Here is a 12,356-nt window from a genome sequence, read left to right on the forward strand (position 1 = left end):
CTAGCCGGCGGCCGCCGTCGCCGCCGACTCGGCGGTGATCTCCGCGAACAGCGGGGCCAGGTCGATGTGCACGCGCAGCGAGCTCACGCGCCCGTCGGGTGCCCGGTCCAGCAGCGAGACGCACGGCATGGCGACATGGGTGCCGCCCTTCGTCGTGTAGTGCGTGATCACCTCCAGGACGGCGGTGTTGCCGTCGTCGACGAACCACAGGTTGCGGCGCTCGTGGCGCAGCCCGCCGATCAGGGACCAGAACCCGCCGATGGCCTCACCGATGGCAGCCTTGCCGATCGCGGCCGGGTTGTTGCCGAACACCACCTCGGCGTCCTCGGTGTGCCGGTCCACGTAGGACTGCAGCCGCATCCCGTCGACGTCGGCGTAGTAGGCATCGATCCACTCGGACATCGTCGTCCCCTTCTCAGGTGGTCTCGCCCTGCGCGATCCGGCGCACGGCGTCGAGCGTTGCGGTCACGGCCGCGAGGTAATCGGTGGTCATCCGGTCGGCGGTCTGCGCCTCCGCGTCCGATCCCCCGGGCACACCCCCCACCACCAGCGCGAAGCTGAAGCGCAGGGCCAGGTCGTGGCTCCCCTGCCCTTCGATCTCGTTCGCGATGGTGCCCAGCACCGGTCCGGCGATCCGGGTGAAGACGACGCGGTGGGGCTCCTCGAGGGTGACGCGCTCGGTGAACGCCTCGCCGCGGATCTCGATGTCGCGGTCGAAGCACTGCGCGCTGTGCCGGACGGTCACCTCGCAGCGCGACATGATCGGCACGAACGGCAGCGCGTTGCCCGCCTTGCGCACGAGCCCGTCCCAGACCATCGCGCGGCTGAGGACCGGCCGACCGGCCCCGTTGACCGGCAGGCGGTGCGTCACGAAGATCATTGCGGCCTCCTGCTCACGACTCGTACCCGAGATAGCCGCGCTCGAGGACGTCCGGCGGCCAGTGGTCGCAGACCGCGCCCGCGAGCTGGGTTCGCAGGCACTCGGGCGGGAAGCACGGGCAGGAGCGGATCTCGCCCGGTTCGCCCGCGGCCACCTTGCGGGGCCAGTCCGGGTCGACGAACAGCGGCCGCGCCAGCCCCACCGCCGCGGCATCGCCGCGCTCCAGCACGTCCTCGGCGTCGAACGGGTCGCCGAGCCTGCCGTTGGCCACCACCGGCACGTCCACCGCCTGCGCGACCGCGAGCGTGTCGGCCATCGCGTAGGCGCGCCTGCCGTAGAGCCCCACGTTGGGCGCCACCCGCAGCGACGCGAACGTGGCCGGGATCGCGAAGAGGAAGTCGACACCGCCCGCCACCAGCTGCGGTGCGAGCCCGACGGCGTCGGCGATGGTCCAGCCGCCGGGGGCGAGCTCGTCGCTCATCAGGTGGAAGCCCACGACGAACCCCGGCGAGGTGCGCCGCCGGACCTCCGCGAGCACCGCGAGCGCGAACCGCACCCGGTTGTCGTACGAGCCGCCCCACCGGTCGGTGCGCCGGTTCATCGTCGGGGACAGGAACCCGGAGATGAGGAACCCCTGCGCGCCATGGATGTCGACGCCGTCGAACCCGGCCTCCTCGCACAGCTGCGCCGCCCGGCCGAATGCTGTGATCGTCTCCTCGATCTCGGGCTCGGTCATCTCCGCGGGAACGACGGTCCGGCCCTCGGTCAGCTCGAACGGCACGGCCGAGGGCGCGAGCCGCCGGGCCTGCTCGTAGACGTCCCACGGCCCGGCGTAGCGCCCGGCGTGCACGAGCTGGACCAGCGCGAGCGCGCCGTGGTGCTGGATGTCGGCGGCGAGCTCGCGCAGGCCGGGGACGTGGTCGGCCGAGGACACCACGGTCTGGCGCGGCAGCTGCCGACCCGCCGTGTTCACCGCGAAGTTCTCGGTGATCACGATCCCGGCGCCGCCCTCGGCGCGACGCCCGTAGTGCTCCACCTGCCGGCGCGTCACGAACCCGGCGGCGTCGCCGTAGCAGACCGACATCGGCGCGTGGACGATCCGGTTGCGGGCCGTGCGGGTGCCGACCCGCAGCGGCTCGAACAGCCGGGCGAACGTCGTCGTTCGGGTCATCTCGGCTCCTGGGAAGGGGATCAGGGCGGGAGGGATCTGTGCTGGTGGGATCTGTGCGGGAGGGGATCAGGGAGTGACGGGCACCGGCGAGGCCACCCGCACCGGGTTCTCCAACACACCGAGCGGTCCGATCTCGGCACGCACCACGTCACCGTCGGCGAGCGCCTTGCCCTGCGCGACGCCGACCCCGGCCGGCGTTCCGGTGGCGATCACGTCGCCGGGCTCGAGCGTCATCACCTCGCTGGCCGCGGCGATCAGCCGGGCCACCGAGAAGATCATGTCGGCGGTGCTGCCGTCCTGCTCCAGGTCGGCGCCGCGCCAGAGCCGGATCGGCAGCGCCTGCGGGTCGGGCACGAACCAGGACGGCGTCACGCCCGGCCCGAGCGGGCAGAACGTGTCGCGTCCCTTGGACGCCAGCCAGTCGTAGGTGAACGGCGGGGCCAGCGGCCGGGCCCTGGCGTGGCGCCCGCGTGCCGAGATGTCGTTGACGATCGTGTAGCCGGCGACGTGGCCGAGCGCGTCGCCGATCGCGATGTCACGGCCCGGGCGGCCGATGACGACGGCGAGCTCCACCTCCCAGTCCACCCGAGCGTCCCCGTCACCCGGGATGACCACCGCATCCCCCGGCCCGACGATCGTGGTGGGCGGCAGCAGGAAGAAGTACGGCTCGAGATCGTCGGAGATCTCGGCGATGCCCATCTCGCGCGCGTGGTCGCGGTAGTTGGCCCCGGCGAAGAGCAGCTTGCGGGGCGAGCGCAGCGGCGCGAGCACCCGGGCGGCGCCCAGCGGCACGCCGTCAGCGGGGTCGAAGCGCCGCAGCGCCGGCTCCAGCGCCGCCCAGTCGGCGAGCACGTCACCGAGGTCGGGGAAGCCCCGCAGCGGCGGGACGGTGACCAGCCTGCCGTTCACCGAGGCGGCCGGGCACGGGTCGCGTTCCCCCTCCGGGACGGCGCTCACCAGGCTCCAGATCGGCATCACCATGCTCCCGTCGGTCGAGAGCCGAAGTGTATGCAGTATCGATCGCCCGTCAAGAGCCGAACGCCGCAGAACCTCCCCGTTCCGATCAGCGGAACGACGACGATGACGCGGCACCCGACCAGCGGGAGGATCGGTGGCAGGATCAACCCGCCATCGAGTTGTGCGCCCACGAGTTGTGCGCCCACGAGTTGTGCGCTGGCACCCGACCCGCTCGACCGGCCGACGAACTGGAGTCCCGATGCCCGTGATCGATGCGCCTGCGAAGGCGCGGGCGCTCTACGACGCCCGTCGCACCGGGGTGCCGATCCCGCCGTTCACCGACGCCGACCCGTCGCTGGGGATGGCCGACGGCTACGCGGTGCAGCAGGAGCTCATCGCGCTGCTGCTCGCCGACGGTGACCGGATCATCGGCCACAAGGTGGGGCTGACCAGCAAGCCGATGCAGAAGATGGTGGGCGTCGACTCCCCCGACTACGGCCCGGTGCTCGCCTCCACCGTCTACCGCGACGGCGACACGATCCCGCTGGACCGCTTCATCGCGCCCAAGATCGAGGCGGAGATCGTCTTCGTGCTGGGAGAGCGCCTGCAGGGGCCGGGGGTGACGGTGACGCAGGCCCACGCCGCGATCGCCGGTGCCGTCGCCGGCATGGAGATCGTCGACTCCCGCATCGCCGACTGGCGCATCAAGCTCGCCGACACCGTCGCCGACCTGGCCTCCAACGGCGCGATGGCCACGTCGAGCCGGGTCGTCCCGATCACCGGCATCGACACCCGGCTGATCGGCATGACCCTGACCCGCAACGGCGACCTGATCGACACCGGAGCCGGGGCCGCCGCGCTGGGCGACCCCGTTGCCGTCGTCGCATGGCTGGCCAACGTGCTCGGCGAGAGCGGGGTGGCGCTCGAGCCGGGCCACCTGATCATGACGGGCGCGCTGCACGCAGCGGTCCCGATGCAGGCGGGCGACGTCTTCCGGGCCGAGTTCGACCGGTTGGGTCCCGTCACCGTACGAGTCGCCGGGAGCACGTCATGAGTGTGGACACCTCGCAGCTCGCCGCGCGGCTGGCCAAGGCCGTCGTCGAGCGCACCGCCATCGAGCAGCTCTCCGACGAGGTCCCGGAGCTCGATCTGGCCGCCGGTTACGCCGTGCAGCGGGTGCTGCGCGAGAGCGCCGGAGCACTGGTCGGCTGGAAGCTCGGCGTCACCAGCCGCGCCAAGCAGGCACAGGTCGGGGTCAGCAGTCCGATCTACGGGTTCCTCGCCGGCTCGGGAGCCCTCGACATCGGCGAGCCGCTCGACACCTCGGCGCTCATCCAGCCCCGCTGCGAACCCGAGATCGCCTTCGTGCTCGGCCGTGATCTCGCGGGCCCGCACGTCACGGCCGCCGACGTGCTCGCGGCGTCGTCCGGGGTCGCGGTGGGCATCGAGGTGCTCGACTCGCGCTACCGCGACTACCGCTTCACGATGGCCGATGTCGTCGCCGACAACACCTCCGCGGGCCGGTTCGTCGTCGGCACCCCGGTGCCGCCCGCGGGCATCGACCTGCGGCTGGTCGGCGTGGTGCTGGAGAAGAACGGGGAGCTCGTGGCCACGGCGTCCGGGGCGGCGTCGCTCGGGCACCCCGCCGCCGCGGTGGCCTGGATGGTGCGCACCATGGCCGCCGACGGCGAGGGCCTGCGCGCCGGCGACGTCGTGCTCTCCGGCGGCCTGACCGCTGCGGTGCCCGTGGCGCCGGGCGACGTGGTCGTCGCCTCCATCGACCGCCTCGGCACCCTCGAACTGGCCTGCAAGTAGGCCACCGGCTGCGTCGGGCGCGGGGCTAGGACTGGGCTAGGACGCCTTCTTGCCGTCCGGCGCTACGGCGAACCAGGTACCACCGACGCCCTGCCCGGCGGTATCGCCTGCGGCCTTGTCGCCGGAGAACCGGTAGACCGGCCAGTTGCCGACGGTCAGCTGCTTGCTGCCGTCCGGCCGCGCCACGGTCCCCACGGCGGCGGGGTCGACACCCGCGATCGCGGGCACCGCACCCTGCACGATCACCGGCGGCCAGGTCGTGGCGCACTTGTCGACGCAGGTGGTCTTCGGCGGCTTCGGGGAGTCCTTGTCGAAGCGGTAGAGCGTGAACCCGTCCTGCGTCACCGCCTTGCCGACCTTCGTGGCCGCGACCGCCAGCGCCGGCCCGGCCGAGGCGCCCTCCGCGGAGGACCGCGCCTTCTTCCCGTCCACACCCACGGCGAACCACGTGTTCCCGACGCCCTCACCCTTCGTCTCGCCCGCGGCGGCGTCGCCGGAGAAGCGGTAGACCGGCCAGTTGCCGATGGTCAGCTGGATGCCGCCGTCACCGCGCGCCACGGTGCCCACCGCCGCCGGGTCGACGCCCGTGACGGCGGGCACCGGACCGACCACGAGCACCGGCGGCCACGTCGTGGCACAGGGACCGGCACAGTTCGACGTCGGCGGCTTCGCGCTGTCCTTGTCGAAGCGGTAGAGCGTGAACCCGTCCTGGGCGACGACGGTGCCCAGCGGTGTGACGGCCGCGGCGAGCGCGGGAGCGGCCGCCGTCGCGGCGGGGCCCGCTGCGGCCTCCGTCGACGCCGCCTGGGATCGGTAGAACTGCGCGAGGCCGAAGACACCCGCGCCGAACAGCACGAGCACGACGAGCGCCGTGACGACGAAGCGACTGGACATGGTGATCGTTCCTCGGTGGGGTCGAAGTGCTGGGGCCGGCGGGCGCGATCGAGCGCCTGCCCACACCACGCAACCCGGCGTGGCGAGGTTCATCGACCGGCGGAACACTCCTGCACCGTGACCACCCTCCAGCGCGGCGCCAAGGTGCCCCTCACGGCCGCCACGGCCCGGGTGGACCCAGGGGTCGGCCGCACTGGGTGCGCGAGCGGGTCAGCGACGCCGACCAGAGGGCTGCTCCCGGCCGTCGATGATGTGCCCGAACCACTCCATCAGACCCGCTCCCCCGCTGCCGCCAGCTGCAGCGCAACGTCGATGATCATGTCTTCCTGGCCGCCGACGAGCCCGATCTCGCCGCAGCGCCGCAGGATCGCGTCGGCGGGGACCTTGTAGCGCTCGGCGGCGCGTTCGGCGTGCAGCAGGAACGAGGAGTACACACCTGCCCAGCCCTGGACGATCGCGTTGCGGTCCATCTTCGGCCAGCGGTGCAGGTAGGGCCGCACGACCTCCTCGGCCGCGGCGAGCACCCCGCCCACGTCGACGCCGGTGTCGATGCCGAGCCGGTCGAACGCTGCCACGAGCACCTCGGTGGGCGAGTTGCCGGCGCCGGCACCCAGCGCGCACAGCGAGCCGTCGATGTAGCGGACACCCGACTCCTGCGCGATCACGGAGTTGGCGACGCCGAAGGAGAGGTTCTGGTGGCCGTGGTAGCCGACCCAGGCCTCGTCGCCCACCTCGGCGACGAGCGCCTCGAACCGCGCCCGCGCCTCGTGCATGAGCAGCGCGCCCGCCGAGTCGGTGCAGTAGGGCGCCTGGCACCCGGCGTCGACCATGATCCGCGCCTGCCTCGCCAGGTTCTCCGGTGACGTGCGGTGGGCCATCATGAGGAACCCGGCGGTCTCCATGCCGAGGCCGCGGGCGGCCGCGAAATGCTGCGGGGAGACATCGGCCTCGGTGCAGTGCGTCGCGACGCGCACCATCTCCGCACCGGCGTCGTGGGCACGCTTGAGGTCGTCGACGGTGCCGATGCCGGGCACGAGCAGCACGGCGATCTTCGCCTGCCGCGCCTCCTCGCGGGCCGCGGCGATGAGCGCCATCTCGTCGGTCCGGGAGAAGCCGTAGTTGAACGAGCTGCCGCCCAGCCCGTCCCCGTGGGTCACCTCGATGACCTCGACGCCGGCCGCGTCGAGCGCCCGGACGGTGTCGCGCACCTGCTGCTCGGTGAACTGGTGCGCCATGGCGTGCGAGCCGTCGCGCAGCGTCGTGTCGATGATGCGGACGTCGTGGGCAAGATCCGGGCGGGTCATGCGCGCGCTCCCTGCTTCGCCTGTGCCATCAGCTTCGCCTGTGCCATCAGCTCGCCGACGCGGGCCGCGGCAGCCGTCATGATGTCGAGGTTGCCGGCATACGGCGGCAGGTAGTCGCCGTTGCCCTTGACCTCCAGGAACACCGCTACCCGCGCGTGACCGCCCCAGTCCTCGCGCGGCTCGTCGAACTGCGGTTCGGCACGCAGCGCGTAGCCGGGCACGTACTCCTGCACCTCGGCGACCATCGCGTGGATCGAGGCGACGATCGCCTGCCGGTCGGCGTCGGCGGCGATCATGCAGAACACGGTGTCGCGCATGATCATCGGCGGCTCGACGGGGTTGAGGATGATGATCGCCTTGCCGCGCGCTGCACCCCCGACCTCGGCCACGGCGCCGGAGGTGGTGTGGGTGAACTCGTCGATGTTGGCGCGGGTACCGGCACCCGCACTGCGCGAGGAGATCGACGCGATGATCTCGGCGTAGGGCACCGGGGTGATGCGCGAGACCGCCCGCACCATCGGGATCGTGGCCTGCCCGCCGCAGGTGATCATCGAGACGTTCGGCGCGCCGATGTGCTCGTGGATGTTCACCGGCGGGCACACCATCGGGCCGAGGTGCGCCGGGGTGAGGTCGACGGCCTGGATACCCGCCGCGGCGTAGCGCGGCGCGTTGGCGATGTGCGCGGCGGCGGACGTCGCCTCGAACACGATCTCGGGGAGCGGGTACTGGCGCATCAGCCAGTCGACACCCTCGGCCGAGGCCGTGACGCCCTGCTCGCGGGCTCGGGCGAGCCCGTCGGACTCGACGACCCCGACCACGTAGCGCACGTCGATGGTGGTGCTGCGCTGCAGCTTGGCCAGCAGATCGGTACCGATGTTGCCCGGCCCCACGATCGCGGCGATGACTTTCCCTGGGCTCATGGGAACCGATGCTGGCGGCGGGGAGCCCGGCAGGGAACCAGATCGTCTCGCTCAGCGGAACGACCACTGCCAGGACCTGCAAGGATGTCATCATGCAGCCCGGTCCCGGCCCCTCCCCGAGCAAAGCACCGCCGAACTCCGTCCTCGGCCGCACGATGGCGCTGCTCACGGCGTTCCGGCCCGGTGACACGGAGCTCTCGCTCGCCGAGCTGACCCGGCGCACCGGCATCCCCAAGCCCACTGCGCACCGCCTCATCGCCGAGCTCACGACGTGGAACGTGGTGGAGCGCACGCCGAAGGGCATCCGCCTCGGGATGGCCCTGTTCGAGCTCGGCCAGCTCGCCCCGCTGCAGCGCGGGCTGCGGGAGGCGGCGGCCCCGTTCCTCGCCGACCTGTTCCAGGCCACCCACGAGACCGTGCACCTGGCCGTCCCGGACGGCGTCGACGTCGTCTACGTGCAGAAGCTGCCCGGACGCAACGGGCCCAGCGTCGCATCGCGGATCGGCGGCCGGATGCCGGCGTACTGCACCGGGGTCGGGAAGGCGCTGCTGGCCTTCGCCCCGCCCGGGCGGCTCGGCGAGGTGGTGGCCGCGGGGCTGGTCCGCCGCACGCCACGCACCGTCGTCGCACCGGGACTGCTGGAGAAGGACCTCGCCCGGATCCGCGAGAGCGGTGTGGCCGTCGAGCACGAGGAGTCCACGGTCGGGATCGCCTGCGTCGCGGCGCCCGTCCTCGATGGTTCCGGCCATGCGGTGGCAGCGATCTCGATCACCGGGTGGGCGAACCGGGTGGACACGAACCGGCTGGCCCCCGCGGTGCGCACCGCGGCACTGGGGCTGTCCCGGGTCCTGCGCGCGGGCACCGCCTGAGCCTGCTGGACGGGGCTGCTGGACGGGCTGCTGGACGGGCTGCTGGATGGCTGCCGACCCTCTCCCATCGGACAGGTGGCCCTGCCGCCGCCCGGGGACCCTCGTACCGTGCAGCAGCAGGCACCCCACGCACGTCAAGGAGGACGGCCACCATGTCGGGTCTCGAGAAGTTCCGGATGCTGATCGGCGGCAAGGCCGTCGACGCGCTGTCGGGACGGACGTTCGAGTCGCAGAACCCGTTCACCGGCGCATCCTGGGCGGAGGTGCCCGACGGGGGTCCCGAGGACGTCGACGCCGCCGTCGCCGCTGCCCGCGCCGCGCTCGACGGCGAGTGGGGGTCGCTGACCGGGTTCGCCCGCGCGGCCATGATGCGCAGGCTCGGCGATCTGATCGGGGAGAACGCGGAGCGATTGGCGAGGCTGGAGGTCAACGACTCCGGCAAGCTCTACCGGGAGATGATCGGGCAGCTCACCGGGCTCGGCGGCTGGTACCAGTACTACGCGGGGCTCGCCGACAAGCTCGAGGGCCGCCAGATCCCGGCACCCAACCCGAACTACCTCGTCTACACCCGCCGCGAACCCGTCGGCGTCGTCGCCGCCATCACACCGTGGAACTCCCCGCTGCTGCTCATGACGTGGAAGCTGGCCCCGGCGCTCGCCGCGGGCTGCACGATCGTGATCAAGCCCTCGGAGCACTCCCCCGCGTCCACACTCGGTTTCGCCGAGCTGATCGAGCAGGCCGGCTTCCCGCCGGGTGTGGTCAACGTCGTCACCGGGCTCTCCCGTGAGACCGGTGCCGCGCTCGCCGGGCACCCGGGTGTCAACAAGGTGGCGTTCACCGGATCCACCGCCACCGGCCGCGCCGTCGCGCACGCCGCCGCGGACAACCTCAACAAGGTCACGCTCGAACTCGGCGGGAAGTCACCCCAGATCGTCTTCGCCGATGCCGACCTGCAGGCCGCCGCCAACGGCCTGATCGCGGGCGTGTTCGCCGCCACCGGCCAGACCTGCATGGCCGGGTCCCGGCTGATCGTGCACGAGTCGGTGCACGACGAGCTGGTCCGGCTCGTCGCCGAGCGCGCCGCGCAGATCAAGCTCGGCGATCCCAACGACCCCGCTACCGAGATGGGGCCCGTTGCGAACGGCCCGCAGTACGAGAAGGTGCTCGGCTTGCTGGAGACCGCGCGCGCAGAGGGGGCCACCGTCGCCTACGGCGGTGCTGCCGACACCGGTCTGGGCGGCTACTTCATCAAGCCCACGGTGCTCACCGGCGTCGGCCCGGAGTCGACGATCGTGCGCGAGGAGGTCTTCGGGCCCGTCCTGTCGGCCTACACCTTCACCGATGAGGACGAGGCATTGAAGCTGGCCAACGACACGCCCTACGGGCTGGCGGGCGCGGTCTGGACGAAGGACGTGCACCGCGCCCACCGCGTCGCCGCGAAGCTGCGTGCCGGCACGGTGTGGATCAACGCCTACCGCGTGGTCAGCCCCAGCGTCCCGTTCGGTGGGTACGGCGCGAGTGGACTGGGCCGGGAGAACGGCATGGACGCCGTCAACGAGTACACCGAGAACAAGTCGGTGTGGGTGGAGCTGACCGGGGGCACCCGCGACCCTTTCACGCTGGGCTGACGAGCACCGCCGGTCCGCTTCCGGGAGTCTCAGCTACCGGAGCCCCGGGTCTGGGGGAACTGGTCGGCGAGGCCCTGCAGCTCCTTCGCGACGCCGTCGAGCCCCTCGATGCCCTTGAGCCCCTCGAGGCCCTTCGCGACGCCGTCGAGTCCCTGCATGTTCTTCAGCCCGTCGAGTCCCTCGATCCCGGTGAGGGAGGTGAGGTCGCCGAGGCAGTGGGTGGCCCAGTACTGCCCGACGCGGTCAGAAGCCGCGGACAGGGCGCTGGTCGAGCTCGCGCCCGACAGCCCGGCGTCCAGCAGTGCCGCGACGTCGTTCTTGATGTCGGCGGGCGCCGCGGCGACGACGGCCGCGAAGCCCTCGCGCAGCTTCGCCTCGTACTTCGAGGCGTCGAGCGACGGCGTGGCGCCGGAGAGCAGGTCGCCCAGGCCGTCCACGCTGGTACCCAGCACGCCCGCGAAGGAGGTGCAGAACGCGTCGGTGCCACCGGTGCTGCTCGTGCTGCCGGTACTGCCGGTGCTGCCGCTGGTGCTCGACGACGAGCTGGTGCCGTCCTTGCCGGGGGTCCCGGCGGTCTGCCCGGCGGGCTCCGACTGCGCGGCGGCGCGTGGCGAGCCGCTGACCACGGTCTGGCCCGGCGCGTCGCACCCGGTCAGCAGGGTGAGCCCCGCCAGCACCGCGAGGCCGGCAACGCTGCGACCGATGGTGGTGATCTTCATCTTCGTCTCCTCGCTGGGAGGCGGAGAGGTGATCGACCCGATGTCGACCGCGGCGCTCCGTCCTGTGCTGCACAGCGTGGCGGGAACGGGCCGAACCGGACATCGGCGTCGCGACAGGTTCGCGTGCCGTGGGGACAGGTCTTTGTCACCTTTCCGTCAGGGTGCTCCGACGATCGCTCCGCAGCGCCGCGAGGTCGGCGTGGTGGCGCGCTGCCACCTCAGGATGAGAGCGGAACCAGCCCTTCAACGCGTTGTCGCCGAAGCGGGGCAGCAGCGGGTTGTGCTCGGCCGCGGTGACGCCGGGCGCGGCGGCAGCGAGCTCGGGGGTCAGCGGTACGGGATGCAGAGTCGCCTCGAGGCGCGGCGACCAGAAGAACCCGATCGACTGCCGGGTGGCGCCGGGGGCGCAGGGCAGCACCCGGTGCACGGTGGAGACCAGGTAGCCGTGGGTGGCCACCTCCAGCATCTCCCCCACGTTGACGACGAGCGCGCTGTCGAGCGGTGCGACGTCGATCCACTCCGGCGCGCGCGGCGGCCGCGCCTGCAGCCCACCCGTGCCGTCCTGGAGGAGGAGCGTCAGGAAGCCCCAGTCGGCGTGTGGTCCGACACCCTGGGCCTGCGCGCCGTCGTGCTCGCTGCCGACGTAGCGGATGAGCTTGCCGAACCAGTGCGGCGCATCGGCGAACGCGTCGTCGAAGTGGTGCTCGGAGAGCCCGAGTGACGCCGCGATCGCCGCGGTGAGCTCCGTGGCCACCCCCGACAGCAGCGCAGCCCAGCCCAGCACGATGCCGCGCAGCTCGGGCAGCGCCGCGTCGGGCCACTGGTTGGGTCCCTCGAGCAACCGGTAGGGGGCGTCCCACGCGGACCGCGGCACGGGTGGCTGCTCGGGCGCGAAGTCGAGCTGCTCGCGGGCGTCCGGCCGGCCCGCGGTGATCTCGTGCCCGAGGCGGGTGTAGCCGCGGAAGTGCGGGGAGAGCCGGTTGTCCAGCGCGAGCCGCTGCTCCAACGGCAGCGCGAAGAACCGCTCCGTGGCGGCGGTGAGCTCGGCGATCTGCCCCGGCGCGGCCCCGAAGTCGGTGAGCTGCAGGAACCCCACCTCGTGCAGCGCGACGCGCAGGCGATCCAGGAAGCCGGCGTCGAACCGACCATCCGCGCCGCGCGCCTCGTCGAACCGCAGGACTGGGATGCCGACCATGCCG

13 protein-coding genes are annotated in these 12,356 nt (G+C 72.4%); 4 read left to right on the plus strand and 9 right to left on the minus strand.

Going from position 1 to position 12,356, the window contains the following annotated elements; genetic code table 11:
* From ACFPFQ_RS31445 to ACFPFQ_RS31460, 4 genes are all read right to left on the minus strand, one after another.
* Entirely contained in the window at positions 1-402 is a 402-nt protein-coding gene (locus ACFPFQ_RS31445; protein WP_379625320.1) for a nuclear transport factor 2 family protein, read from the minus strand.
* Positions 403-415: 13 nt separating this feature from the next.
* Positions 416-880: an SRPBCC family protein gene (locus ACFPFQ_RS31450; protein WP_379625322.1), complete on the minus strand. Its 465-nt coding sequence runs from the start codon at positions 878-880 to the stop codon at positions 416-418.
* Positions 881-893: 13 nt separating this feature from the next.
* On the minus strand, positions 894-2,051 hold the full coding sequence (locus tag ACFPFQ_RS31455; RefSeq protein WP_379625324.1) for a hypothetical protein: 1,158 nt from the start codon (positions 2,049-2,051) through the stop codon (positions 894-896).
* A 66-nt stretch (positions 2,052-2,117) separates the two neighbouring features.
* On the minus strand, positions 2,118-3,026 hold the full coding sequence (locus ACFPFQ_RS31460; protein ID WP_379625326.1) for a fumarylacetoacetate hydrolase family protein: 909 nt from the start codon (positions 3,024-3,026) through the stop codon (positions 2,118-2,120).
* Positions 3,027-3,267: 241 nt separating this feature from the next.
* On the opposite strand from ACFPFQ_RS31460, the gene ACFPFQ_RS31465 reads away from it, so the two are divergent.
* Together ACFPFQ_RS31465 and ACFPFQ_RS31470 are read left to right on the plus strand one after the other, a co-directional pair.
* Entirely contained in the window at positions 3,268-4,062 is a 795-nt protein-coding gene (locus ACFPFQ_RS31465; protein ID WP_379625328.1) for a 2-keto-4-pentenoate hydratase, read from the plus strand.
* Positions 4,059-4,823: a 2-keto-4-pentenoate hydratase gene (locus ACFPFQ_RS31470; protein ID WP_379625329.1), complete on the plus strand. Its 765-nt coding sequence runs from the start codon at positions 4,059-4,061 to the stop codon at positions 4,821-4,823. The genes ACFPFQ_RS31465 and ACFPFQ_RS31470 overlap by 4 nt, the downstream gene beginning before the upstream one ends.
* 36 nt (positions 4,824-4,859) lie before the next feature.
* Here the strand turns inward: ACFPFQ_RS31470 and ACFPFQ_RS31475 are convergent, their stop codons facing one another.
* The 3 genes from ACFPFQ_RS31475 to ACFPFQ_RS31485 form a co-directional block, all read right to left on the minus strand.
* Positions 4,860-5,717: a hypothetical protein gene (locus tag ACFPFQ_RS31475; RefSeq protein WP_379625331.1), complete on the minus strand. Its 858-nt coding sequence runs from the start codon at positions 5,715-5,717 to the stop codon at positions 4,860-4,862.
* Positions 5,718-5,986: 269 nt separating this feature from the next.
* Complete coding sequence (gene dmpG, locus ACFPFQ_RS31480; protein ID WP_379625332.1) at positions 5,987-7,021, minus strand: 4-hydroxy-2-oxovalerate aldolase; 1,035 nt, start codon at positions 7,019-7,021, stop codon at positions 5,987-5,989.
* Positions 7,018-7,941, minus strand: coding sequence for an acetaldehyde dehydrogenase (acetylating) (locus ACFPFQ_RS31485; protein ID WP_379625333.1), 924 nt, complete (start codon positions 7,939-7,941; stop codon positions 7,018-7,020). The genes dmpG and ACFPFQ_RS31485 overlap by 4 nt, the downstream gene beginning before the upstream one ends.
* A 92-nt stretch (positions 7,942-8,033) precedes the next feature.
* Here ACFPFQ_RS31485 and ACFPFQ_RS31490 point away from each other — a divergent pair, with 92 nt between their 5' ends.
* Positions 8,034-8,810: an IclR family transcriptional regulator gene (locus ACFPFQ_RS31490; RefSeq protein ID WP_379625335.1), complete on the plus strand. Its 777-nt coding sequence runs from the start codon at positions 8,034-8,036 to the stop codon at positions 8,808-8,810.
* A gap of 152 nt (positions 8,811-8,962) precedes the next feature.
* Positions 8,963-10,438: an aldehyde dehydrogenase gene (locus tag ACFPFQ_RS31495; RefSeq protein WP_379625337.1), complete on the plus strand. Its 1,476-nt coding sequence runs from the start codon at positions 8,963-8,965 to the stop codon at positions 10,436-10,438.
* A 29-nt stretch (positions 10,439-10,467) separates the two neighbouring features.
* Here the strand turns inward: ACFPFQ_RS31495 and ACFPFQ_RS31500 are convergent, their stop codons facing one another.
* Together ACFPFQ_RS31500 and ACFPFQ_RS31505 are read right to left on the minus strand one after the other, a co-directional pair.
* Complete coding sequence (locus ACFPFQ_RS31500) at positions 10,468-11,157, minus strand: hypothetical protein (protein WP_379625339.1); 690 nt, start codon at positions 11,155-11,157, stop codon at positions 10,468-10,470.
* A gap of 145 nt (positions 11,158-11,302) precedes the next feature.
* The gene (locus tag ACFPFQ_RS31505; RefSeq protein WP_379625341.1) at positions 11,303-12,352 is read right to left on the minus strand and encodes an isopenicillin N synthase family dioxygenase; all 1,050 of its coding nucleotides are present in this window, start codon (positions 12,350-12,352) and stop codon (positions 11,303-11,305) included.
* Between the last annotated feature and the right edge of the window lie 4 nt (positions 12,353-12,356).

The organism is Pseudonocardia sp. GCM10023141, assembly GCF_042653605.1.